Raw genomic sequence first — 24,261 nt, forward strand, 5'->3', positions numbered from 1 at the left:
GCTGTGGGTTAGCCCTGGCCGCCGTCGCGGCGGGAGAAGCGGTTGAAGATGCGCTCGCCCGCGTTGACCGCACCCTCTGCCACGTCGCGCAGTACGCCGATGAACGGATCCTGCGACTGCGACCACGACGCGCGGTAGGACTCGGCAGCGGCCTTGATCTCCTCGGTGACCCGGGCGCTGGCGTCGTCTTCCCTGCGCGGGTAGTCGCCGCCGAGGATGCGCTCGTACTCGCCGCCGCGGTGCCACTTGTCGAGCTCGGCCACGCGCACCACGGCGAACGGGTGGGTGGTGCCGAGCAGGTTGAGCACCTTGAGGAAGCCGTCGCGCAGGTCGCCAGCGGTGTCGTATTCCTGGTATTGCTCCAGGAACGCCTCGATGTTCATCTCGTGGGTGTAGGCGCCGCCGGCCAGCTTCATCAGCGCGCGCTTGGCCGCGTCCGGGTCCTGGCCGGTGAGCAGGCCGCCGCGGTCGGAGGAGAGCTCGGACTTGCGGTACCACTCCTCCAGGCCCGCGACGATCGCGCGCAGGCCGATGTAGCCGAGCGGGATCCAGGCCACGCGGGTGGCCAGGCGGGTGAGGATGTCGAGCATCGTCCGGTAGACGGCGTGGCCCGACAGGATGTGCGAGGTCTCGTGACCGATGACGAAGCGCTGCTCCTCCTCGTTCATGAGGTTGAGCAGGCCGGTGGTCACCACGATGAACGGGTCGTCGAAACCGATGGCCTTGGCCTGGACCTGCGGGTCCTGCTGGACGTAGATCTCGGGGATCCGGTGCAGGTCGAGGACGTAGGCGGCGTCGCGGCCCATGTCGTAGAGGGAGCGGAACTGAGTCTCGCTCACACGCACGGCCGACGCCAGGTACATCAGGCGCAGGCGGCGCTCGCTGATGAGGCCGGACATCTGCTTGAGAACCGTGTCGAACCCACTCAACTTACGCAGAGCGACCAGCGCGGACCGGTCTGCGGGGTGTTCGTAGGCACGAGACGAGATGCCGGGCAATTGGACGCGGTTGCGGTCCGGGGTGGTCGTCATGCCCGGCATGCTACGTCGGCAGCCGGGACGGCGCGCGTTCATCACCTGGGTTCGTGACGGGGTTGGTGACCGCTTTGGTCAGCGGGGGGTGCCATGTGGGTGTCGGATAGCCGACGCGTAGGGTCCTTTCATGATGAACGCGCCGAGTGTCCAGGGAAAGCGACGCGTGGGAGTGATGGGTGGGACGTTCGACCCGATTCACCACGGTCACCTGGTCGCCGCCAGCGAAGTGGCTCACCACTTCAATCTCGACGAGGTCGTCTTCGTGCCTACGGGCCGGCCCTACCAGAAGTCGGAGCGCGAGGTGTCCGCGCCCGAGGACCGCTATCTGATGACCGTGATCGCGACCGCGTCGAACCCCCGCTTCTCGGTGAGCCGGGTGGACGTCGACCGGCCCGGGCCCACCTTCACCATCGACACGTTGCGTGAGATCTCCGCGATCTACGGACCTGAGGCACAGCTCTACTTCATCACCGGAGCCGACGCCCTCGGTGCGATCCTCAGCTGGCAGGACGCCGAGGAGCTGTTCGAACTCGCCCATTTCGTGGGATGTACGCGGCCCGGCCACACGCTGCACGATCCGGGCCTGCCCCCGGGGAAAGTGACCTTGCTGGAGATCCCCGCCCTGGCCATCTCCTCGTCGGAGTGCAGGCAGCGGGTGGAGAAGGGTGAGCCGATCTGGTACCTGGTGCCGGATGGAATCGTGCAGTACATCAACAAACGCGGCCTTTACCACGCAGAGGGGTGAAGGTGCTCGTGCCATACGTGGGGCTGCGGAGCCGTAACGGGTACCCTCAACATAGGGGCATGTTGCCGACACAGGAGGACCGACCCGCATCGTGACCGCATCCGAAAGAGCCGTCCAGCTCGTCCAGATCGCCGCCGAGGCCGCGGCCGACAAGCTGGCCGATGACATTCTCGCCTACGACGTGAGCGAGCAACTCGTCATCACCGACGCGTTCCTGCTCTGCTCCGCCACGAACGACCGCCAGGTCCGCGCCATCGTCGACGAGATCGAAGACAGGCTGCGCATCGAGGCCGACGCCAAGCCGGTACGCCGCGAGGGTGAGCGCGAGGGCCGTTGGGTGCTCCTCGACTACCTCGACATCGTCGTACACGTGCAGCACGAGGAGGACCGCACCTTCTACGCGCTGGAGCGCCTCTGGAAGGACTGCCCGGCCATCCCGCTCCCGGAGAGCGTGGCGCAGGCCAACATCCAGCGGGCTCGCACTTGAGCAAGAGGATCGTCTGCCTCAGGCATGGCCAGACGCTGTGGAACGTCGAGCGTCGCTTCCAAGGCCACTCCGACATCCCGCTCGACGAGACCGGTGTCGCCCAGGCGGCGAGGGCGGCGTCCCTGCTGGCCTCGCTGCGGCCCACCGTCATCGTCTCCTCCGACCTCCAGCGGGCCAACGACACCGCCCTGGCGCTCGGCCGGATCGTCGGCCTCGAGGTCTCCGTCGACAAGGACCTCCGCGAACGCGGCGGAGGTCAGTGGGAGGGCCTGACCCGCGACGAGATCGCCGCCCGCTGGCCGGAGGAGTACGTGGCCTGGGAGGCCCCCGACGGCGAACCGGTCGCCGACGTGGCCGGCCGGGTGGCGGCCGCCATGCGCCGCTGGGCCGACCGGCTCGACGACGACGGCCTGCTGGTCGTGGCCTCACACGGGGCGGCGCTGCGGCTGGGCATCTGTGAGCTGCTGGGGCTGCCTGAGGAGCTCTGGCCGGCGCTGGGCGGGCTCGGCAACTGCTCCTGGTCGGTGTTGCAGGAGGGGCGTAAGGGGTGGCGGTTGCTCGAGCACAACGCGGGTACGCTGCCTGAGCCGGTCAACAGCGACGACCGTCCGGACGCCTAGCCCCGCCTGGCCCTCGGTCTGCCGCGTCGAGCCCGGGTCGCGTCGAGTCCGAGTCGTGTCGCGTGAGCCGGGGCTGCTGCGTGGGCGGATTCTTCCGGCGATAGCGGATTTGTAGCTCTAGTGCGGGTGGCGGAGGGGATGTGGTGTTATTTCGTCTTAGTGCGCTAGGGCGATGAGGAGACTTCGCGGTGGACCGAGGTGAGGTGCCTTACCTCCGGATCGTCGGCGAGCTGCGGCGGCGGATCGCCGCAGGGGAGCTGGCGGCAGGGGACAGGATCCCGTCCACCCGGCAGATCATGCGTGACTGGGGAGTGGCGATGGCCACGGCCAGCAAGGTGATCGGCGCGCTTCGTGACGAAGGGCTGGTACGCCCGGTGCCCGGGATCGGCACCGTGGTGGTCTACCGGGTCGACGCTCTGCCCGAGGCGGCTGACGGCGGTGGGGGGCTGGAGTCCGCCCCCGCGGACCAGACCGAGCAGCGCGTCCTCGGCGTGGCCATCAAGATCGCTGACAGTGAAGGGCTTGCCGCCGCCTCCATGGACCGGCTCGCCACCGAGCTCGGTGCTTCGGTCCTGTCGCTTCATCGGCACGTACAGAGCAAGGACGAGCTCGTACACCTGATGGCGGACGCCGCCTACGGCGAGATTCCGCTGCCCGCACAGCCGCCGCCCGGTTGGCGCGCCCAGCTGGAGGTGTCGCTGAGGCTTCAATGGCGCCTCCACCGCCGCCATCCCTGGCTGTCCCAGGCCATCCCGCTCACCAGGCCAGAGTTCGTCCGCAACGCGATGGCGCACACCGAATGGATCCTGCGCGCCCTCGACGGCCTCGGCCTCACCCCCAACGCCATGCTGCACGCCAGCGTGTCGCTGGCCGGGTTCGTACGAGGGGTCGCGGCGGCCCCGGAGGCCGACCATGAGGGGCTTGCGGCGGTCAGGGAGGGGCAGCTGGCCGAGGCGCTCTCCTCCGGCGGCTTTCCGACCATGGCCAGGGTGATCGTGCAGCCGGGACTCGACCTCGACCTGGACTCGCTCTTCGAGTTCGGGCTGCGGCGCCAGCTGGACGGGCTGGCCGTACTGGTGGCCAGTGCGGCGCATGGACGGCGCGATTAGGCGAATCCCCGCGATGGCTATATGCTCTCGGAGCGCCGTCACGAGCCAGCTCGTCACGGTGACCAGGGGCTATAGCGCAGCTGGTAGCGCACCTCCATGGCATGGAGGGGGTCTGGGGTTCGAATCCCCATAGCTCCACGTTCGTCGGCGGGGTTGGTATGGTCGCTCGCCCCCTACGGGGGCTTCGCTCCCCCCGGCCTCCTCATTGTTTACCCCGGGGGATAACCCCCGGACCCCCAGCGTCGGGCCAATCGGCCTTCGCTTCGCTCCGGGCTGTTTCTTTTTTGGTTTTCCAATCGGCTTCGCCTCATTGGCGCTTCGCGCTTGGGGGCTTCAGGCGTTTTCTTCCAGTCGGGCCTGGTCCCGACCCCTGTAGGGCCTTCGCTTCGCTCGGGCGTTCTTATTTGGCGCTTCGCCTGCTTGTGGTCATTTGGGTCCTCGGTTGGGAGCATGTGGCGGAGTGTGCTCGTCGTCGGGTAGGGCGCATGAGGACTGCTCGGGACCATCGGTGTGGGCAGGTTGGCCGCAGTTACCCTCCGGTGTTGTTGTCGCCTGTGGGTTCTGCATGTGGATGAGTGGCGCGTGGGCGAGTGTTTCGGTGCCGAGCAGATGCCAGCGGGGCGTGGAGCGCATTTGACCGGTTCGGCGGTCCGGTGTTGTCGTCACCCGTAGGCTCTGCGCCTGGATGAGTGCCGTGTGGACGAGTGTTTCGGTGCTGACCAGATACCTGCGGGTGGTGGGTGTGTCCGCGATGACCTGCGTCAGTACATGTGCGAGTCTGGGTTTCGCGTGGGCTGTGGTGCCGCGGCGGCGTGGGTCACATGGCGCTCCCGGCACAGCAGGCCTGCGGATGACCGGCTCAGAAGGCCAGCGTGATGCCGCCCGCCTCCAGACTGCGGTGAGCTATTGGCCGCTGTCGTACAGGGTCGGCAGCGCCTTCCGCTCCAGCAGCATCCACCACACCTGTCCACGCCGGCCTGCACTTCGGCCCAGATGCGCCGGGGAACTCGGATGTGACGGGGGAACTCGGATTTACCGGGGGAAGTCGCCTCCGCAGGGCGGCATCACGTCTGCGCCCAGAGTGCGTACTAGCGCTTCGTCCTTCGGTTTGGTGTCGGCGATCACGCGCGCGTCATCCCGCTTCCTGTAGAGGCGAAGGGCGAGGGGCGCGGTGATGGCCGCGGTCGCGATGAGCGACCAGGCGAGAGAACCGCCGGTGCCGCCGGTGTCGTTGGCTGCGATCGCGACGTGGCTGAGCGGCTTGATCTCGATGAAGGCTTGGAGCCGGCCGGGCATGGTTCGGGTTGGATGAAGATGTTGCCGGCGAACAAGAGCGGCATCAGCACGACATTGGCGATGCTTATGGTGACGGCCGGGTCGGGCACGAGTAAGGCGGCCGCGGCCCACAGCAATGACAGGTCAGGGCTGGGGCGATCGGCTGCCTCGCCGCTTCCGTTCCTCGGCCCGGGGCGGTTCGCCCGTCACGCCCCAAGTTGTGGTGGCCGCTTCCTGTTTCTTCGCCGTGGTCTATGACGGCCTACTTAGTTTTGAAGGCGTTTCCGTCGTCACAGTACGGACCGGGCGCCAAGCTGCCATCGGCTCTCTTGTATCGGACGCGCCAGTATTGGCCGAGTCTCTTACGCGTATGCGATCAGGGTTTCCCATAGGAGATGGAGGTTGGGGTCGCTGGCTAGCGAAACATGGGGCAGTTGAGATCCCGCCGAGCCGGCCTTCGCTGGAGCTGAAGATGACACCTAAGATCAGCTCATGCTTGACACCGTGATTCCTCTGGGCTTCTTAGGGCTCTTCGCCTGCTTCCTTGTCTTCTGGGTTGTGATGGTCGTTCGGATACTTCGGCAGCGCCGTGTCCTCAAGTACACGGACGCCGTCAGAGCTACCGAACTCACCGGTCGTGTGCGCCAGCTCAAGGTTCGCGGATACGAAGAGCAGGCGGTCCGGCTCGTACAGGAGGAATTGGCGATGCCTCCCAAGGTGGCCCGTTCCTGGGTGAAGTCCATCTAGGAAACAGCGACAGGCTGAGTATTGTGTCCTTCGTGGGCCACCTGCCAGCCGTACGTCTTCCCGACCGTTACGCCAAAGGCGGGCATCCTCCTGGGATGGCGTCTGAAGGCGGATGGCCAGTGGAAAGCACTGGTGGAGAACACGGCCATCGTTCCCGGCTATCGTGGCGGCCTGGCCCCGCACCAGCCATGAATCCCGCCGCGCAGGTAAAAGCGACACGCCGAGAAGAAGAGCGGGACCACCTTTGCTGAGAGAATCGATGGGCGAGTCAGGGCGTATTCGGCTGTTTAGTACTCCAGCCGTACTTAGCCGTTGAGGAGGTGTTGTTGTCGCTGGTAGCGGCAGCGGCGGGCGCGGGCTTGGTGGCGGCGTCTCCATCGTGGCCAGCGTAAACAATGCCAGGCTGGGTGCTGGGGTTGGTAGAGACGGGCATGGGGACGACAGATCTCGTAGGCGGTGAGCGGGACCAGATCTTCTGAAAAGTCCAACTGTAGGGGTCGGCGGGCTGGGGCGGTGATTGTCCGGCGGAGGGCCCTGTGTGCTGGACCGGGGCCGGCTGCTGGGCGGCGAGGAAGGCCGGGTGGGCGTGGGCGACCATGACCAAGATGATGAAGTCGTATCAGGAGATTGCGCGGCGGACCCGGTAGTGGTCGAGTCCGAATGATCCCTCCTCGTGGTCAGCGCGACAGGACCCTCTGGAACGCTCGCTCTCGTCACATGACAGATGCATGCTTGGGAGGCCACGCGACATCGTCGATCGCGAGAAACGGCTGGACCGCGACCGCTGCCGGCGTCATCCCGGCGAAGGCCATGACGTCTCTGTGAAGGTGGGACTGGTCGGCGTAGCCGCTCTCCGCCGCTACCAAGGCGGCGCTATGGCCGGCGGCCAGGCGGTGGGCCGCGTGGTCGAAGCGGATGAGCTGGGCGACGCGCTTGGGGGTGAGGCCGACCTGGGCGCGGAACCGGGACCAAAGGCGTTTGCGGCTCCAGCCGATCTCGGTGACCAGTCGTTCGACGCGTATCCGCCCTCGGCTGGCCACCATCTGCCGCCAGGAGAAGGTGACTTCCGGGTCGAGGGCTCGGCCCGCGTCGGCCCGCCGTGCCAGCGCGGCCTCCGCGATCGCGAATCGGTCCTCCCACGAGGCGGCGGCGCGCAATCGCTCTTGGGTTCGTACGGCGTCTCGTCCCCACAGGTCGTCGAGAGCGACCAGCGTCCCGCCCAGCTCCGAGGAGGCGCCCAAGACCGCGTGTGCGACCATCGGCGAGAGCCGCAGCTGGAGGCATTCGGAGCTGCTGGCGAACCCCCGCCCTCGAGCCCTGTGGGGGGCGAGTCCGGCGACGACGCGTTCTCGCTGCCGCGAACCACAGTCGTCTTCGATGACGAATGGCTGGTCGCCGAGGTCGAAGATCACCATGACCGTGGGGTGCGGGACCAGCGCGACGTTGCGCAGCTCATTCGCTTGATCGCTGAACCCGGCCATCGTGACCCCCGGCAGCCGGCCGGGACGCGATGGAACCGTGATCTCCCATCGAGGCACACCGGCGCGAGCCGACTCGGCTGATCGCACAGCCGACATGGTAGGAGCCACTTCGCGGTGTCGCAATGCCACAACGCGCCTCCGGGGTCGGCAAGGGTCCTGGCTCAGCACCATAGGCCGATGGTGGCGAGAAACGGATCGCTACCGCTGAGCCGCACGGTCGACACCGAATGGCAACTCCCGGGCAGCGCCGGGCTGCTCCACACACCCCGCGCTCAGCACCGCCGGTCAGGGCCGGTTGGTCCACACCTCGCGTTCGGCGCCGTCGGGGTCGTCGGCGATGGTGATCCGCTCGTCGATCAGGGCGGTGGACCGGTTGGCCAGGTTGTATCGGGGCCAGCCCGGGTCGCTCTCGGCGATGAAGCGGACCCAGGCGCCGTGGGTCGTATCGGCGATGACCTGTGGTGGTTCGTCGCCGATGAGGGCATGAGTGGACTTCTCGTCGAGGAGGTCGAACACGTACGGGAGCTCCACCGCGTGGGCGGCGCCGAGGCGGCCGGCGAAGCTCGGCGACTCGTGGTCGAAGCGGTACATCCAGGTGTCGGCCTCGCCGGCCTCAAGGTGTGCCTCGGCGACCCGGATCACCGGAACCCGGATGAAGCAGTCGGTGGTCACGGCGGCGAGCAGGTCCCCGTCGCTCGCTCCCGGCCGGGCTGCCCGATAGAGCTCGATCGTCCCGTCGGGCCCGCCGTAGGCGCCCACGACCGCGGAGAGGATGCGCTCGTCGGCGAGGTCGATCATGCCGGTGGGGACGAGGCCGATCCGGGTGTCGTCGCGGTTCCACCCGGCCAGGAGCCGCACGCCGCTGCCGGCGCCCCTTCTCAGCGCGTCGAGCGGATGGTCGGCGAGGGCGTCGCTGTCGATGACCGGGGCGAAGGGGAGGCTGCCCCACTTGGTCGGATCCGCGACGCTCTGGACCTCCTTGACGAGGGCGGACGCCGCCCGCGTGAGCCGTTCGACTGGCACCTCGCTGAAGGCCTCGCGGGTCGGGGCAACCCCGAGCGACTCAGCCAGCCTTGAGGCGACGCCTGCGGCGCTCTCGGCCGTGAGTGTCTGGGCGGCCGCCCCGCTCTGGGTGATCGCCTGGTGGAACAGGCCTCGGGCACGGGGCATGGCCATGAGGGTGATGATGCTCATGGCCCCGGCGGACTGGCCGGCGACGGTCACCCTCCCCGGATCTCCGCCGAAGGCGGCGATGTTGTCCTGGACCCACTCGAGCGCGGCGATCTGGTCCAGCAGCCCCAGGTTGGCGGTGCCGTCATCCAGGTAGAGAAAGCCCTCGGCACCGAGCCGGTAGTTGATCGTGACGCATACGACCCCGTCGCGGGCGAAGGAGGTGCCGCGGTAGCCGGCGATGGATCCGGACCCCTTCGTGAACATGCCGCCGTGGATCCAGACCAGTACCGGCAATCCGGATGCCTGGCGATCGGGGGTCCACACGTTGAGGTTGAGGCAGTCCTCGCCAGGGATCACGGCCTCCGGGAACAGCGCGGCGCCCTCCGGGTCGTCGTTGTCTTTCGGGCAGGTCGGCCCGTAATCGGTAGCGTCGCGCTCGCCCTCCCACCGCACGGGCGGCTCGGGAGGTCGCATGCGGCGTGGCCCGAAGGGCGGGGCGGCGTACGGGATCCCGAGGAACGCCGCCACTCCCTGGTCATGGCGGCCCCGCAGCCGGCCACTCGACACCTGAACCTCTGGCGCGCTGTCCACGGTCTTCGTTATTACCTCTCCTATCGACGTTCCGGACACGAGGTCGAGCATCACAAGCTCCGGGCCTGGGTGTCTTGGATGAATGTTTCCTTCTGTGGTCCACCAGGGCTCTTGCAGAACATTATCCGCCTGTGTAAATTTATACGCATGGATAAGAAACCGTGGAATCTGGTCCGGTCGCTCTTCGTCGCCGTGCTGGTCATCTCGATCGCGACGCTCGGGGTGGCCGCCGTCATCGGTGGCAACTGGGTGGTCTGGCTGCGCGGCGCCGCCGTGGCCGCCGCCTCCGTCTGGCTCGTGGCTCTGGCGGGGCAGGCCGCACGAGGCAAGCGATCGGCCTACCTGCGCATCCGCTTCATCACCTTCGCCGCGCCCATCGGAATCGTGCTCATCCTCCTCGCGCCGGACAGCGGCTATCCCGACTGGATGAAGGCGGAGCAGGCAGTGGTCGGCGTCCTGGTCGCCGCCGTCGCGGTCATCGTCAACCGTCGTGCCGTACGTGAGGCGTACCCGAAGCGTGGCAAGCTGGGGTGATATGCAGACCTCCGGAACTCGCCGCGAAGCCACCGAGGCCCGCAGAGCCCAGATCGCCTCCGCCACCATCGCCGTGCTCGCCGAGCGCGGCTATGCGGAGACCACGTTCGAGGCCATCTGTGAGCACGCCGGGCTCAGCAGCAAGAGGCTGATCTCCTATCACTTCTCCAACAAGGAGCAGCTTTTCGAGGCCGTTGTGCGTCAGGTCATCACCGACGCGGCCGCCTTCATGCGTCCGACACTGGACGCCGCCTCCGGAGCCGGTGCGCAGTTGGAGGCGTTCATCCGGGCCAACATCGCCTTCATCGCCACCCATCCTGGACACGTGCGCGCGGTGCAGCAGATCGCGCACAACCAGGCGTTCGCGGGTGACCACGAGCGGGACGCCGCGATCGCCAGGCTGGTGGCGCTGTTCACGGACGGGCAGCGTACGGGGGCTTTCCGGGTGTTCGACAGTGTGCTGATGAGTACGGCCCTGCGTGCGTCGATCGACGCGATGGCCGAGCGCATCGTCGACGGCCTTGACCCGGACCACTGCGCGAACGAACTCGTCGAGATCTTCGGCCGGGCGACAAGAGCTGGATTCTAAAAGGTCTTTTCTCCTCGTTCCATTGCTCGCGACAGTGCGGCGAAAGGGCGTGGCGCGACGATGTTCCTCACTCGCACAGGCCGCGGTCTGGGATTGCTCCGCCTATATCGACGTCGCCTACAACACGGCCTCGGCCACGTGTCTCTCAGGGTTCGGGAACTTCCGGGTGCGGGCCGAATGCAATTCCGGGCACTGGCCCTGCACGACCACCATCTGGGGACCATGGATATACCGGCGCAGTGGGCCGGACAGGTTCGTGTCGGAGGTCTCCGGCGACCCGTACGGCTGCAACGTCGCCAGAGCGTGGTACGAGGTCTGATTCGGCCGAGCCCGGCCCTGGCCGCGTTCCTATGGAGGCGCGGGTTACTGGGATTTTCCTCGTTATAAGCGGCGACACGCCCATTTCATAAGAGCTGCTGTCGTATCACCGCTCGCTCCAGGAGTAACCAGTCCGGCCCATAGCATTCCTCACTGAGTCGATGATCTTGACGGCCTGCGTCGCCGTCTTCTGCCCGGCTCTTTTGCGTGGGGTACTGCGACCGGGGGTGGCACATGTCGGAGCGTGAGAAGAAGGCCATGAGGAGGCGTCGGCTGCCCTGCGTCGGGCTGGTCGTCGCCATGGCGGCCGGCTTGGTCTGCGGGGCTGGGGGAGGATCCGGCGCGGAGGCGCGCATGGTCCGTACGGGTACAGCTTTTGCGAGTACAGCTTCTGTGAGTGCGGTATCGGCGGGTACGGGCCGTGCGGAACCGGCGCGGAGCGCGTCGGACTTCGCGGCCCGTGTCGCGGAAGGCACCCGTCGGCAGGCGCGGGAAACCCGCTCGGGAGTGCCGGTCGGCGCTCGGAGGCCCGCTGTCTGCCCGCCGACCTCCGTCATCTGCATAGAGAACAACAAGCCCGGCAACCCCGCCAGCGAATGGGACATCTCGGGGGCGGGCAGCGGCACCATCCAGGGCTATGCGACGCAGATGAGCGTCAATCACGGGGAGACCGTGCTGTTCAAGGTCGACACCGTGGCGACCGACTACCGCCTCGACATCTACCGCATCGGCTATTACGGCGGAATGGGAGCGCGAAAGATAACGACGGTCCAGCCGTCCGCCCCCCTGCCCCAGTCGCAACCCGCATGCGCGGAGGACACGTCGACCGGGCTCATCGACTGCGGGAACTGGGCGGTGTCGGCCTCATGGGCGGTGCCCAGCGACGCCGTCTCGGGGGTCTATATCGCGAAGCTGGTCCGGGAGGACGGAACGACCGGTGCCAGCCACATCATTTTCGTCGTCCGGGACGACACCAGGGGCTCGGACATTCTCGTGCAGACCTCCGACACGACCTGGCAGGCGTACAACAGGTACGGCGGGAACAGCCTCTACTTCGGCAATCCTGTCGGCCGCGCCTACAAGGTGAGTTACAACCGCCCGTTCAAGACGCGCGACCCCTTCTCCATGGACGCCCCGGAGACCTTCTTCTTCAACGCCGAATACCCCATGGTCCGATGGCTTGAGGCCAACGGATATGACGTGAGCTATTTCAGCGGCGTGGACAGCGCCACCCGCGGTCAGGAATTGCTGGAGCACAAGGCGTTCCTCTCCGTCGGGCATGACGAGTACTGGTCGAACCAGATGCGCAACACCGTGGAGACCGCCCGCGACAGCGGCGTGAACGTGGCCTTCTTCTCCGGCAACGAGATCTTCTGGAAGACCAGATGGGAACCGAGCATCACCGGTGCGATGACGCCCTTCCGGACGATCGTCTGCTACAAGGAGACACACGCCAACGCCAAGATCGACCCCAGCCCGGAATGGACCGGGACGTGGCGCGACCCGCGTTTCTCGCCGCCGTCGGACGGAGGCAGGCCGGAGAACCGCGTGAGCGGAACCTTCTTCAGGATCAACGGTATGGTCAACGACGCGATGACCGTTCCGGCGGAGTACGGGCCGCTGCGGTTCTGGCGCAACACGTCCGTGGCAAGCCTGCAACCAGGGCAGACGGCGACGTTCCCGGCGGGAACGCTCGGGTTCGAATGGGATGAGGCCCCGGACAACGACTTCGAGCCGCCGGGGACGGTGCGGCTCGCCCAGACGACGCTGTTCTCGTCCAACAAATACCTGCTCGACTTCGGTAGCACCTACGGTGCCGGGACCGCGACGCACAATCTGACGTTCTCCAAGGCGCCGAGTGGCGCGCTGGTCTTCGGCGCCGGCACGGTCCAGTGGGCGTGGGGCCTGGACAGCGTCCATGACCGGGCGGGCACTCCCACAGATGTCCGGATGCAACAGGCGACGGTCAACATCCTGGCCGACATGAAAGCCCAGCCGGCCAGTCTCCAACCGGGGCTGGTGGCGGCGACGGCGTCGACCGACACCACCCGTCCGACCTCGGCGATCACGGCTCCGGCCGCCGGCGAGAACGTAACCCCAGGAACCATCCAGGTCCTGGGAACGGCGGCCGACACCGGCGGAGGCGTGGTGGGCGCCGTGGAGGTGTCGGTCGACGGCGGCGCCACCTGGCGCCAGGCGACGGGCCGAACCACCTGGCAGTACGCATGGACGATCCAAGGCACCGGTGCCAAGACGATCATGGTGAGGGCGGTCGACGACAGCGGCAACATCCAGTCGCCCGTCACCACGAGGACGGTCAACTCGACCACGGACTGCCCCTGCAGCCTCTGGACGTCGTCCACGGTGCCCTCCGTGCCCGCGGCCGATGACACGAGCCCGGTCGAAGTCGGGGTGAAGTTCCAGACCTCGACGGCGGGCACCGTCTCGGCGGTCAGGTTCTACAAGGGCGCGGGCAACACCGGCACCCACGTCGGGAGCCTGTGGACCAGCGGCGGCCAGTTGCTGGGGAGGGCGACGTTCACCGGTGAGACGGCGACCGGCTGGCAGCAGGTGAACTTCTCGACCCCGGTCCCGGTGAGCGCCAACACCACCTATGTGGCCTCGTACTTCGCGCCCAACGGCGGATACGCCAGGGACGTCTCGTACTTCTCGAACGCGGTCGTGCGGGGTCCTCTCACCGCCCCGGACAGCGCGAGCAGCGGCGGCAACGGCGTGTACACCTACGCGGGGAGCAGCATCTTCCCCAACAAAACGTACATGGCGACCAACTACTGGGTGGACGTCGTCCTCAACACCTCCGGCCCCACGCCAACACCGACGCCCACGCCCACTCCGACGCCCACTCCGACTCCGACGCCGACCCCAACGAACAGCCTGTGGCCTGACTCGTCGGTTCCGGCGACGACGTCGGCGGACGATCCGGTGGCCGTCGCGCTGGGCGTGAAGTTCAGGGCGACGACGAGCGGGAGAATCCTGGGGGTCCGGTTCTACAAGGGGGCGCAGAACACTGGGACCCATACCGGGTACTTGTGGACCAGCGCCGGGGCGCTGCTGGCGTCCGGGACGTTCACCAATGAGACGGCGAGTGGCTGGCAGCGGATGAACTTCGCCACGCCTGTCACGATCGCCGCCAACACCACCTACGTGGTCTCGTACTTCACGACCTCGGGGAACTACGCGGTGGACCGGCAGTATTTCGCCACCCAGTACAACAACGATCCGCTCCTCGCGCTGGCGAGCGGGGCGGGAGGAGGTAACGGCGTCTATCGGTACGGCGCGACGAACGGCTTCCCGACGAAGAGCTACCAGGCCAGCAACTACTGGGTAGACGTGGTGTTCACCGCCGGCACGGGGTAGCCGGCGGGGTAAAGCGCAGGCGGACGCGGGCCGGTGGGACGAGCCGGTCCCGTCCGGCCTGTCGTAGCGTTCCTTCCGGGAGTCGAGTACGCGCGGATGGGGCGGCCGGTGGACGCGGATCGCGATGATGTGGTGGTGGCTGCCGCGCGGGCGGGTGACGAGGCGGCGTTCGCGGTGCTGGTGGAGCGTCATCGGGCGGAGTTGCGGGTGCACTGTTACCGGATGCTGGGCTCGTTCGACGAGGCGGAGGATCTGGTGCAGGAGACGTTCCTGCGGGCCTGGAAGAGCCTTCGTGGGTTCGAGGGGCGCTCGACGTTCCGCGCCTGGCTGTACCGGATCGCGACGAATTGGCGTTCCTGGCCGCGATCCAGCACCTTCCGCCCAGGCAGCGCGCGGTGCTGATCTTGCGTGACGTGCTCGGCTGGCCGGCCAGGCAGGTCGCGGCGCTGCTGGCCGAGGATGTGCGGACGGCGATGCCGCCGTACCCCATGTGGTTCCAGGGACGCGACGCGGTCGTGGCGGCGCTGGCGGCGCACCGATGAGTTCTCGGCCGAACCTCCGTCTCATCAAGGGTCAACCGCTTTGATGGAGGTACGCCGTGAGCAAGCTGCTGTATTCGTGCACCATGTCGCTGGACGGGTTCATCGCGGGGGCAGGCGGTGACATGTCCTGGCTGACCGAGCACATCGGGCCCAATCCGCTGGTGGACGACGTCATCGGCAAGATCGGCGCCCTGCTCGTCGGCAACCGCACCTTCCGCGGCGACGATCCGCACAGGGGCACCGACAAGGAGGGTAAGCCGTTCGGCGGGGGATGGGCCGGACCGCAGTTCGTGCTCACCCACCACGCGCCGGACACGCCGGTGCCGGGTGTCACCTTCGTCGGGGACCTGGACGGCGCCGTCGCCGCCGCCAAGGCCGCCGCGGGCGACAAGTACGTCAACGTCCTCGGCGCCGACACCGCCCGGCAGTGCCTCGAGGCCGATGTGCTCGACGAGATCCTCGTGTTCATCGCGCCCGTCCTGCTCGGCGACGGGGTCCGGCTGTTCGACCGGCCGGGCGGGGCCGACGTCAAGCTCGAACGCCTGAGCCTGACCAGCGCGCCGCAGGCGACGAACCTCTGGTTCCGCGTGCTCTGACAGGGGCAACGTTCCATACTTACCGGAGGCGAAAGAAAGTTTCCAGGGCTACGTTGTCGGGGAAAATTCTTTCCTGATACCTCTTGACCTGGCTCTTCATCACTGGGGAGGGTGGGAAGGCAGAGCCCAGGGTGAAAGGACCCCCATGGTCACTGTCCGCGCGTTCGCCTCGGGGGACGAGGTCTCCCTCATAGACGCCTGGAATCAGAGCATGCCAGGCGACCCCACGACCTCCGGCTGGTTCCGTGACTGCGTGCTGCTCGACCCCAACTTCGACCCCGAGGGGCTGCGGGTCGCCGTGATCGACGGGCGGGTGGCCGGCTGCGCGTACGCCGTGCGCCGGCTGATCCCGCTCGCCCCGGGCACCGACCTGGAGCCGGAGACGGGCTGGATCCCGTTCTTCTTCGTGGCGCCCGAGCACCGGGGGGCCGGGCTCGGGCGGCGGTTGCTCGGCGAGGCGGTCGCCTTCCTCGAAGCCCGGGGCAGGACCAGGATCGACTTCTCCTCCTACACGCCCAACTACGTGCTGCCGGGCGCCGATGCCGCGCTCTACCCCGACGGGTACCGGCTGCTGGAACGGCTGGGGTTCGAGACGCTCTACTCGCCGGTCGCGATGGACCGCACGCTGGTCGGCTACGTGACGCCCGACGAGGTGCGCGCGCTGCGGGCCAAGCGGGAGGGCGAGGGGTACGAGTTCCGCAGCCCGCGTGAAGGGGAGTTACCGGAGCTCATCCGGTTCGCGGCCGACGTCTTCAACCCGGACTGGGGCGAGGCGATCAGGCAGCACCGCGACACCAAACGCATGATCATCGCGAAAAACGCGGAAATAGTCGGGTTCGCGTTATACGGGGCTTACCGGGGGATCCCTGAGAGGTTCGGGCCGTTCGGGGTCGATCCAGGCGAGCGGGGCACCGGGCTCGGCAAGATCCTCCTCCACCTGACCATGACCATGATGCGGGCCGAAGCCCTGCACTCCTCGTGGTTCCTGTGGACGGGCGAGGCGAGCCCGGCCGGTCACCTCTACAGCAGAGCAGGCTACGAGGTGACCAGGCGCTTCCACGTGATGAGGCGGTCGGCGTGACCCATGTGCTCGCCATCGGGGCCCACGCGGGCGACCTGGATCTGACCGCGGGCGCCGGGCTCGCCCAGCACGTCCTGCGCGGCGACCGCGCGACGCTGCTGCACCTCACGCTCGGGAGCGCGGCCACCCACGCCTGTCCATCCCCGAGCGGCAGGCCGAGGAGACGGCGCTCACGCGGTGAGCTCCCGTCAGGTCGGCTCACGCGGGTCGGCTCACCCGTGGTAGCGGCGGGTCAGCTCCGCGGCCGTGGTGGCGACGCGGTCGCGGAGCTCGGTGGGAGCGAGAACCTCGACGTCCGTGCCGAGCCGCAGGAACTCACCCGCCGCGTGCTCGATCGACTCGATCGGGACCGTCACCTGAGTCCAGCCCTCGCCGTCCGGCGGCTGCGCGCTCTCCTTCGCCGCCGCCGAGACCCCGGGCGTCATGAGGTTGGCCAGCAGCCGCATCCCCTGCGGCGACAGCCGGATCACCGCCTCGCCCCACCGCAGCCGGGCCTCGAACTCGGCCAGGTACGCCTGCCAGTAGACGGTCAGGTCGAAGTCGTCGGGCCGGGTGAAGCGCTCGGGCAGCGCGTGCAGGCCGAGGATCTGTGACACCCGGTAGGTACGCACCTGCTCACCGGCCCGCGCCACCAGATACCAGCGCCCGGCCTTGACCACCAGCCCGTACGGCTCCAGCCGCCGCTCGACCTCCTGGGGCGCCTGCCAGCGGCGGTATCTGACCTCCAGGACGCGCTCGTTCCACACAGCGTCGGCCACGGCCGGCAGGTGCGTCACCGGCTGCGCGTCGCGGTACCAGGTCGGGGCGTCCAGGTGGAAGCGCTCCTGGATCCGCCCGGCCCGGTCGCGCAGCTCGACGGGCAGCGCGGCCATCAGCTTGAGCTGCGCGGCCGTCACCACGGCGGCCAATCCCAGCTCGGCCGCGGGACCCGGCAGCCCGGCGAGGAACAACGACTCCGCCTCGTCCGTGGTCAGCCCGGTGAGCCGGGTGCGGTAGCCGTCGAGGAGTTGGTAGCCGCCTTTCGGCCCGGCGTCGCCGTACAGCGGGATGCCCGCGGTGTGCAGCGACTCGACGTCGCGGTAGATCGTCCGTACGGAGACCTCGAGCCGCTCGGCCAGCTCCTGGGCGGTCATGCGGCCGCGCGTCTGCAGCAGCAGGAGGAGAGAGACCAGCCGGGAGGCGCGCATTCACTGACACTACCTGTCAGTGACCCTGCTCTACGTTCGTCCGCATGAACGACTTCGACTTCCTCTCCGGCTCCTGGAACGTCATCAACCGCAGGCTCGTCAAGCCGCTGACAGGTAGTGACGAGTGGGATGAGTTCCCCGGCATCAGTGTGGCCAGCCGCCACTTCGACGGCGCGGCGAGCTTCGACGAGATCAAGTGTCCGGCCAGGGGATTCTCCGGGCTGACCATCCGGATCTTCAACCCCGCGACACAGCAGTGGTCGATCTACTGGGCCAGCACCTCCCGGGGAACGCTCGACACGACGCCCATGGTCGGCGCCTTCGACGGTGACCGGGGCGAGTTCTACGGCGAGGAGCGGTACGACGGCGCGCCGGTGCGCTGCCGGTTCATCTGGACCGTGCGCGGCCCGGACTCCTGCCGGTGGGAGCAGGCCTTCTCGGCGGACGGCGGGCAGACCTGGGAGACCAACTGGACCATGGACTTCACGCGGGCGTGACGCTGTCGAGCACCCCGTCGAGGGCCCGGCGGGCGGCGTCGCCGTCAGGCACCGTGCTGCCGTACACGTAGGAGAGGCCGCCATCGGCGGTGTGCACCGCCACGATGCGGACATAAGCCGGATCCTTGGTGGCGCTCTTGAACACCACCCGGAACGACGCCGTGGCCGCCGGCTGGCCGCCGACCTCCAGCGCCTGGGTGCGCAGGCCGTCCCGGCTGCCCAGGTCGGGCAGGAACCGCCGGGCCGTGTCCAGCGCCACGGCGTCGGCCCTGGCCTGTAACTGCTCGGACGTGGCGGCGCCGCCGATGCCGCCCTGCTGCTGCGGGAAGGCGACCACGACCGCGCCGCCCGCGGCGATGCCCGAGGTGTAGGACGGCCGGTCGGCCTTCGTCCAGCCCTCCGGGATGAGGTAGGACACCTGGGCCTTGGTGTCGGTGATCCGTGCGGGGCCCGATTTGACGGACGACTGCGAGCCCGGTTTGACGGGCGGCTCGACGGTGCTCCGGGCCCACAGGAGGGCGACCACGGCCACGGCGACCACCAGGACCGCCACCCCGCCGACCACGATCACCCACCACCAGCCCGACTTCGGCGGCTTGGCCTCGTACTGGGGGACGTCGGGGAGCATGTCGGGGGTGTAGGGCAGGCGCTGCGTGTAAGGGCTCTGGCCGGGTTCCTGGCGGGGTGGCTCGGGTTGCGGCCAGCGGTGCCTGATGGTCCGGTTGGGGTCGGGGCCGGGCTGATCCGGCTGCTCTGGAGTCATGATCCCCTCGGACGCGGCGCAGAGAGCTTTATCCAGACATTGTCACATTCCTAGGCGATCGGGCGGCTGGTTAGCCTTGCGGGTTCTGCCAGCCGGGCCGCTCGGGGTTCTGCCAGCCGGGCTGCGGGGCCGAGGGCGGCTGCGGCGGGGACTGCGGCTGCCACTCGGGCGGCGACTGGGACTGCCGCTGCCACTCCGACTGCTGAGGCTGCTGCCAGCCCTGTGGCTGCTGGGGTTGCTGCCAGCCCGGCGTCTGCTGCGGCTGGGCCGGGGTGCGGCGGGCGACCACGGCCCAGATCAGCAATCCCACACCGACGGCGGTGATGAGCGTGCCGATCGCGTCTATCACGAACAGCACTATGGGGAACGAGTCGGAGCCGATCGCGCGAGCCAGGCTGTCCAACGTGAAAATGCGCACGATGCTGTAGAGCTCGCCGAACAGGAGCACGAAGCAGCCGAACATCCCCAAGGTGGCCGCCCGGCCGTGCTCCGCCTTCGCCTTGGCTGTCAGCACGACGCCCACGATCAGCAGGCCGCTCATCAGCAGCGCGAGGATGGTGTACAGAACTTGGGAAAGCATATGTCCCAATCTTTCGGCTCAGGCGCGCAGTACGCATTTCGCACGTTCTCTTGTCGAGACGCGACCTTACGGGGATTGACGCGCGCTTTCCACCGCCCGGGTGATCGAACGGAGATCCAGGTCGCCCTGGTAGCGGACGCCGTTCAGGAACAGCGTGGGCGTCCCGCGGACGCCGCTCGCGCGGCCCGACTCCTCGTCCCGGTCGACCCGCGCGGCCTGCGCGGGCACGTCGGGCCACGGCTCGACGTCCAGTTCGGCGGCGTAGCGGGCCAGGTCGGTGTCGGTCAGGAAGCGCTGGTTGTCGAAGAGGGTGTCGTGCATCTCCCAGAACCGGCCCTCCATCGCCGCGGCCTCGGCGACCACCGCGGCGGGAAAGGCCCGAGGATGTATGGTCCGCAGCGGGAAGTGCCTGAACACCAGGCGCACGTCGGCGGACTTCCGCAGCAGCTCGCTCAGGACCGGATGGAGAGCTCCGCAGTAGGGGCACTCGAAGTCGCCGTACTCCACGATCGTTACCCGCGCGTCCGCCGGCCCCCGTACGTGGTCGTCGGGTCCCACGGGCTCGGTCAGCAACTCGGGTAGCTCCTCCTCCGGCTCGGCGTCGGGAGGCGCGCACACCCCGCCGCGGTCCCAGGCCATCCGGAAGATCGCCCCGCCCATCAGCGCCGCCAGCAGCGACCCGGCCAGGATGCCGATCTTCGCCTGGCTCTGCACCGCCGGGTCGTCGAAGGCCAGGTCCACGATGAACAGCGCCACCGTGAACCCGATGCCGGACACCGCCGCCCCGCCCAGCAACTGTCCCCAGACCAGGTTGCCGGGCAGGATCCCCCAGCCGGACTTCAGCGGCAGCCAGGTGCCCAGCGAGATGCCGACGAATTTCCCCAGCAGCAGCCCGGCCGCCACTCCGATCGTGATGGGCGAGGTCAAGGCCGTGCGCAGCGTCTCGGCGTCGAGCCGGACACCCGCGTTGGCCAGCGCGAAGATCGGCACGATCACATAGCTGCTCCAGGGGTGCAGCAGGAGTTGCAGCCGCTCGTTGACGGACACGGCCCGCCGCAGCGTGCGCGCCGCCACCCTGGCCGCCTCGGGGCTCGGGTCGCTGGTGAACTCGTGTACGGCCTCGTCGGCGCGGAGCAGCTTGCGGTCGCTGGGCGCGTACACGAACACCAGGATGCCCAGCGCGATGCCGATCAGCGTCGGATGCACGCCGCTCTCCAGCGTGGCCACCCACAGCGCGAACCCGAGCACGATGTACGCGGGCGCCCGCCAGATCCTCAGCCACCGCAGCGTCACGATCGCCGCCAGCAGCGCCGCCGCGACCACCAGGGCGATGACGTCCAGGCTCTCGGTGTAGAAGAGCGCGATGATGATGATCGCCAGCACGTCGTCGACGATCGCCAGCGTCAGCAGGAACACCCGCAACGGCTCCGGGCACCGCGCTCCCACGATGGCGAGCATGCCGAGCACGAACGCGGTGTCGGTGGCGATCGGCACCCCCCACCCACCGGCCGCGGGCCCACCCGCGTTCAGCGCGAGATAGACACCGGCGGGCACCATCATCCCGCCCAGCGCCGCGAGCGCGGGCACCGCGATCAGCCGCCGATCCCGCAACTGGCCGAGCCGCGCCTCGTAGGAGATCTCCAGGCCGATGACGAAGAAGAAGATGGTCATGAGGCCGTCGTTGACCCAGTGGCGCAGGTCGAGCTCGAACGTGGCGCTGCCGAACGACAGGCCCATGTTGGTGTGCCAGAAGGATTCGTACGTGCCGCCCCAGGGGGAGTTGGCCCACAGCAGGGCAAGCAGGGTGGCCGCCAGCAGCACGCTGGTGCTGCCGGTCTCGGTCTTGAAGAACGCCCGCAACATGTAGACCCCCGGCGTCCGATGATAGGCGGCGCGCGGGTGAGACCGAAGATGGGCGGCGAGGTCCGCCTCGCATGGGCCGCCCCACCGCGCTTCAGGGGTGGAGCGGCTGGTCGGAGCACTTCCGGGGTGGTGAGGGGGCTGCTCGGGACAGGAGCCGCGCCGCTACCGGATGCTCACGAGTTCGGGGTGGGCGTGGGGGTCGGGGTCGGGGTCGGGGTCTCGGAGGTTGTCGGGGTCGGGTCGATGGTCGGGGTGTCTGTGGGGGTCTCGGGTGGGGTCACGGTTTCGGTGGGTGTGGGGCAGGCGGTCGGGGTACGCCAGGTCGGCGGGTTCATCCACGACTGCTTCGACTGCCACCAGCCGTGGCCGCGCCAGAAGTTCTTGGTGGGCCTCGACAGGTCGAAGACGTAAGCGGCTGTCGCTGTCGCGGTCGCTGTTGGTGCGGTCGTCTCGGTGGGCGCCAATGTCGCCGTGACTGTGGGCGTCACGGTCGGCGTCTCGGCGGGCGTTTCGGTGGGCGTTTGGGCCGGTGTCTCTGTTGGGGTTTCGGTCGGTGTTTCGGTCGGTGTCTCTGTGGGTGTTTCTGGGGGCGGCGTTGTGCCCGTGTCCTCATTGGCGGTGGCGGTCACCGATACCCAGTCGCCCTCCTTGACCTTGCTGGTCCCACGGCGTCCCGCGATCGTGCGGGTGGACTCGCTGATCGCGTACACCTTCTCGAAGCCGTCCTGGCTCTTCACGGTGATGGAGTCCTCGGCGACGGCGGTCGCCTGCCCGGTCTGGGCGAGCAGCGTGACGACGCCGCAACCGTCCTTGGTCGCCACCGCGAACTCGCCGTGCATCGCACCGACGAAGCCCCAAGGGCTGATGGGCGGCAACTCGGTCGCTGTGGGGGTTTCTGTGGGTGTCTCGGTCGGGGTCTCGGTAGGTGTCTCGCTGATTGTCGGCGTGGGAGTCGGCGTCTCCGTCGGCGTTCCCGACGCCGCGGCGGCCACTCCGATCCCGCTCGTCGCCACCATGGCGATGGTCGCGGCAACGATCAGCGGCCGTGGGACGCGCCTGCGCGGCGCGTCCGGTCCGATCGACAGGTCCTCGTTTGGGTGGTCAGAACGCGTTGGCGTCACTATGTCCTCCAGCTGAGTTGCTCCGATTCAATCCCGGCGGGTCTAAACCGGAAGTAAGCCGGACGGCAGTCACATGTGCCCCGTAGTGCCATCGCGTACCACTGGAAACGGAGAACCGCAGGTGACGGCCCGTTTGGCGCAACTAAGCTAATAATTGATGAACAGGGCCACGCGGCCCCGATTGAGTCGCGAAACGATGATCGAGACGGCGCTGCGGCTGCTCGACGGTACGGCCTCCACCCTTCAGGCTTCCGGACAGCAATGAGCCCAGGCCCCGCGCGGCCCGGGCTCATTGGGTCATTTCCCTACCGGGTGATCTTGACGTCGTCCACGCCCGCCTCGACCAGGCTGGCCCCTGACGCGTCGGCGGCCTCGATCACGATGCGGACGCTCTGCCCGGCGAAGGCGGAGACGTCGGCGGTGGCCGTACTCCAGGCGGCGTCGCGGTTGCTCGCGGCCCCCAGCTGCTGGAACACCGTGCTGGAAGTGTTCCCCACCACCCTGACGCGGAAGAAGTCGGCGCTGGAGGCGTTGCTGCCGTGCGCGAGATACCACGAGAGCGACAGCTTGAGCGTCCCGCCGGTCGGCAGGGTGATCGCCGGTGACTGGATCGAGGTGGTGCCGCCGTCCAGATCGTTCTCGCCCGCACTGGCCCCGGCCAGTCTGCCGGTGACCAGGTCGTTCGTGCCGCTCACCGTGGTGCCGAGCTGCTTGGTGCCGCTGGAGGTCGTCGCCTCCGGGTCGCCGCGCTCCCACTGGCCGGTGGTCGCGGTGTCGGTGCCACCGGCGTTGGTGACCCAGCCGTTGGCGGTCTCGAACGTGTCCGACCAGACGGTCACGGGCGGTGTGGCGGTGGCGATCGTCCAGACGGAGTAGGCGATGGCGTCGGCGTTGCGGTCGAGCGCGGTGTCGTTGATGTTGGCGGTCGTGTCGCAGGACCGGTGGTAGCAGGAGTCGAACGCCTGGCCCGCCGTACCGCCCCAGAGCTGCGCCTGCGCGCTCGACTTGATCCCCTCGGCGCCGGTGAACGTGCCGCCCGCCGCGATGCCGACGGCGATGAACGGGCCGTAGTCGGAGCGGCCGTCGAAGTCGGTGCCGCGGGTCGGGACGCCGATGGAGGAGAAGTACGCCGCCAGGGTCTGTTCCAGCTGCGCCGATCCGGCCGGGCCCGGCCCGGAGCCGGTGCCGTCGGAGTTGTCGCCGTCGTAGAGGAAGTAGCCGGGGTTGGGGGAGCCGACCATGTCGAAGTTCAGGTACGCCTTGATCTTGGTACGTTCGGCGGCCGGCAGGTTGTTCACGTAGAACTGCGAGCCGCGCAGCCCCAGCTCCTCGGCGCCCCACCAGGCGAAGCGCAGGTGCTTCGTGGGCTGCAGCGCCTGGCGCGAGACCTCCAGCGCGACCTCCAGGATCGACGCCGAGCCCGAGCCGTTGTCGTTGATGCCGGGTCCGGCGGTGACGCTGTCGAGGTGGGAGCCGATCATGAGGATGTCGTTGGGGTCGCCGCCCGGCCAGTCGGCGATCACGTTGTAGCCGGTGGCGCCGTTGTAGGTGAACGACTGCAGCGTCGTGGTGTATCCGGCGGCGTCGAGCTGGCCCTTCACGTAGTTGGCCGAGGCCAGGTAGCCGGGCCGGCCGTGCGCGCGGGTGCCGCCGTTGTTGGTGGCGATCGTCTGCAGCTGCGTCAGGTGGGCCTTGACGTTGGTGAGGGAGATGTTCGGTGGTGCCGCCGCGACGGCCGCTGGTGTGGGCGCGCTGAGCGCCAGGGGTAAGGCCAGCGCGAGAGTGCCTAATGCCGCGAGGAGCTTCATCGGGGGTCCTCCGTGGGGGGTGGACAGAGGTCAGGTCGCTAGATCCCGTTCTGGGATGTTTGGCAGGCGCGGACAGCCCGTAAACAGCCGCGCTGCCTGAACGTAACTAGCGGACTTGATCCTGAGAAGACCCATTTGTCAC

The 24,261-nt window shown here is 68.3% G+C and carries 22 protein-coding genes, 1 tRNA gene and 1 pseudogene; 13 read left to right on the forward strand and 11 right to left on the reverse strand.

What is annotated here, in order from left to right; all coding sequences use genetic code 11:
* Window positions 1-8: 8 nt before the first annotated feature.
* Window positions 9-1,040, reverse strand: a complete 1,032-nt coding sequence (locus tag AB0B64_RS29845; RefSeq protein ID WP_357939807.1) for a M48 family metallopeptidase — start codon at window positions 1,038-1,040, stop codon at window positions 9-11.
* Window positions 1,041-1,161: 121 nt separating this feature from the next.
* Between AB0B64_RS29845 and nadD the strand changes: the two genes are divergently transcribed.
* From nadD to AB0B64_RS29870, 5 genes are all read left to right on the forward strand, one after another.
* The gene (nadD, locus tag AB0B64_RS29850) at window positions 1,162-1,779 is read left to right on the forward strand and encodes a nicotinate-nucleotide adenylyltransferase (protein ID WP_357648087.1); all 618 of its coding nucleotides are present in this window, start codon (window positions 1,162-1,164) and stop codon (window positions 1,777-1,779) included.
* A gap of 91 nt (window positions 1,780-1,870) precedes the next feature.
* Entirely contained in the window at window positions 1,871-2,266 is a 396-nt protein-coding gene (rsfS, locus tag AB0B64_RS29855; protein WP_357648089.1) for a ribosome silencing factor, read from the forward strand.
* Window positions 2,263-2,886, forward strand: coding sequence for a histidine phosphatase family protein (locus AB0B64_RS29860; RefSeq protein ID WP_357939809.1), 624 nt, complete (start codon window positions 2,263-2,265; stop codon window positions 2,884-2,886). Before rsfS ends, AB0B64_RS29860 begins: the two co-directional genes overlap by 4 nt.
* Before the next feature lie 188 nt (window positions 2,887-3,074).
* Window positions 3,075-3,995 (forward strand): TetR/AcrR family transcriptional regulator C-terminal domain-containing protein, encoded by a 921-nt coding sequence (locus AB0B64_RS29865; RefSeq protein WP_357939811.1) that lies wholly within the window; start codon window positions 3,075-3,077, stop codon window positions 3,993-3,995.
* Window positions 3,996-4,060: 65 nt separating this feature from the next.
* A tRNA-Ala gene (locus AB0B64_RS29870) sits at window positions 4,061-4,133 on the forward strand.
* 894 nt (window positions 4,134-5,027) lie between these two features.
* On the opposite strand, the gene AB0B64_RS29875 is transcribed toward AB0B64_RS29870, so the two are convergent.
* Window positions 5,028-5,291 (reverse strand): hypothetical protein, encoded by a 264-nt coding sequence (locus AB0B64_RS29875; RefSeq protein WP_357939813.1) that lies wholly within the window; start codon window positions 5,289-5,291, stop codon window positions 5,028-5,030.
* A gap of 471 nt (window positions 5,292-5,762) precedes the next feature.
* On the opposite strand from AB0B64_RS29875, the gene AB0B64_RS29880 reads away from it, so the two are divergent.
* A complete protein-coding gene (locus tag AB0B64_RS29880) occupies window positions 5,763-6,017 on the forward strand; it encodes a hypothetical protein (protein ID WP_357939815.1) in 255 nt (84 codons plus the stop codon).
* Window positions 6,018-6,730: 713 nt separating this feature from the next.
* Here AB0B64_RS29880 and AB0B64_RS29885 read toward each other — a convergent pair.
* Complete coding sequence (locus tag AB0B64_RS29885) at window positions 6,731-7,585, reverse strand: helix-turn-helix domain-containing protein (RefSeq protein WP_358181249.1); 855 nt, start codon at window positions 7,583-7,585, stop codon at window positions 6,731-6,733.
* Between the two features lie 198 nt (window positions 7,586-7,783).
* Window positions 7,784-9,313, reverse strand: a complete 1,530-nt coding sequence (locus AB0B64_RS29890; protein ID WP_358181252.1) for a carboxylesterase/lipase family protein — start codon at window positions 9,311-9,313, stop codon at window positions 7,784-7,786.
* Between the two features lie 96 nt (window positions 9,314-9,409).
* Between AB0B64_RS29890 and AB0B64_RS29895 the strand changes: the two genes are divergently transcribed.
* The 6 genes and pseudogenes from AB0B64_RS29895 to AB0B64_RS29920 all read left to right on the forward strand — a co-directional run bounded on the left by AB0B64_RS29895 (window position 9,410) and on the right by AB0B64_RS29920 (window position 16,300).
* Window positions 9,410-9,796, forward strand: coding sequence for a hypothetical protein (locus tag AB0B64_RS29895; RefSeq protein WP_357939821.1), 387 nt, complete (start codon window positions 9,410-9,412; stop codon window positions 9,794-9,796).
* Window position 9,797: 1 nt separating this feature from the next.
* The gene (locus tag AB0B64_RS29900; RefSeq protein WP_357939823.1) at window positions 9,798-10,385 is read left to right on the forward strand and encodes a TetR/AcrR family transcriptional regulator; all 588 of its coding nucleotides are present in this window, start codon (window positions 9,798-9,800) and stop codon (window positions 10,383-10,385) included.
* Window positions 10,386-11,096: 711 nt separating this feature from the next.
* A complete protein-coding gene (locus AB0B64_RS29905) occupies window positions 11,097-14,081 on the forward strand; it encodes a DUF4082 domain-containing protein (RefSeq protein ID WP_358181255.1) in 2,985 nt (994 codons plus the stop codon).
* A gap of 222 nt (window positions 14,082-14,303) precedes the next feature.
* A pseudogene (locus tag AB0B64_RS29910) lies at window positions 14,304-14,533 on the forward strand (sigma factor); the annotation flags it as partial.
* Between the two features lie 146 nt (window positions 14,534-14,679).
* Window positions 14,680-15,219 (forward strand): dihydrofolate reductase family protein, encoded by a 540-nt coding sequence (locus AB0B64_RS29915; RefSeq protein ID WP_357939827.1) that lies wholly within the window; start codon window positions 14,680-14,682, stop codon window positions 15,217-15,219.
* A gap of 145 nt (window positions 15,220-15,364) precedes the next feature.
* Entirely contained in the window at window positions 15,365-16,300 is a 936-nt protein-coding gene (locus AB0B64_RS29920) for a GNAT family N-acetyltransferase (protein WP_358181258.1), read from the forward strand.
* On the opposite strand, the gene AB0B64_RS29925 is transcribed toward AB0B64_RS29920, so the two are convergent.
* Together AB0B64_RS29925 and AB0B64_RS29930 are read right to left on the reverse strand one after the other, a co-directional pair.
* Window positions 16,255-16,431, reverse strand: a complete 177-nt coding sequence (locus AB0B64_RS29925) for a hypothetical protein (protein WP_358181261.1) — start codon at window positions 16,429-16,431, stop codon at window positions 16,255-16,257. The two genes, AB0B64_RS29920 and AB0B64_RS29925, sit on opposite strands and share 46 nt — an antisense overlap.
* Window positions 16,432-16,512: 81 nt before the next feature.
* The gene (locus tag AB0B64_RS29930; RefSeq protein WP_358181264.1) at window positions 16,513-17,487 is read right to left on the reverse strand and encodes a YafY family protein; all 975 of its coding nucleotides are present in this window, start codon (window positions 17,485-17,487) and stop codon (window positions 16,513-16,515) included.
* 44 nt (window positions 17,488-17,531) lie between these two features.
* Here AB0B64_RS29930 and AB0B64_RS29935 point away from each other — a divergent pair, with 44 nt between their 5' ends.
* Window positions 17,532-17,984, forward strand: a complete 453-nt coding sequence (locus AB0B64_RS29935) for a hypothetical protein (protein WP_358181267.1) — start codon at window positions 17,532-17,534, stop codon at window positions 17,982-17,984.
* On the opposite strand, the gene AB0B64_RS29940 is transcribed toward AB0B64_RS29935, so the two are convergent.
* From AB0B64_RS29940 to AB0B64_RS29960, 5 genes are all read right to left on the reverse strand, one after another.
* On the reverse strand, window positions 17,971-18,747 hold the full coding sequence (locus AB0B64_RS29940) for a hypothetical protein (protein WP_358181270.1): 777 nt from the start codon (window positions 18,745-18,747) through the stop codon (window positions 17,971-17,973). The two genes, AB0B64_RS29935 and AB0B64_RS29940, sit on opposite strands and share 14 nt — an antisense overlap.
* A gap of 70 nt (window positions 18,748-18,817) precedes the next feature.
* Window positions 18,818-19,327 carry a hypothetical protein gene (locus tag AB0B64_RS29945; protein ID WP_358181273.1) on the reverse strand — a complete coding sequence of 170 codons (510 nt, stop codon included), beginning with the start codon at window positions 19,325-19,327 and terminating at the stop codon, window positions 18,818-18,820.
* A 66-nt stretch (window positions 19,328-19,393) separates the two neighbouring features.
* A complete protein-coding gene (gene nhaA / locus AB0B64_RS29950) occupies window positions 19,394-21,190 on the reverse strand; it encodes a Na+/H+ antiporter NhaA (protein ID WP_358181276.1) in 1,797 nt (598 codons plus the stop codon).
* Window positions 21,191-21,363: 173 nt separating this feature from the next.
* Window positions 21,364-22,311 carry a hypothetical protein gene (locus tag AB0B64_RS29955; RefSeq protein ID WP_358181279.1) on the reverse strand — a complete coding sequence of 316 codons (948 nt, stop codon included), beginning with the start codon at window positions 22,309-22,311 and terminating at the stop codon, window positions 21,364-21,366.
* A 305-nt stretch (window positions 22,312-22,616) separates the two neighbouring features.
* Window positions 22,617-24,119, reverse strand: a complete 1,503-nt coding sequence (locus AB0B64_RS29960; RefSeq protein WP_358181282.1) for a M28 family metallopeptidase — start codon at window positions 24,117-24,119, stop codon at window positions 22,617-22,619.
* Window positions 24,120-24,261: the final 142 nt, after the last annotated feature.

It is taken from the genome of Nonomuraea sp. NPDC049129 (assembly GCF_040648495.1).
Classification (GTDB): Bacteria; Actinomycetota; Actinomycetes; order Streptosporangiales; family Streptosporangiaceae; genus Nonomuraea.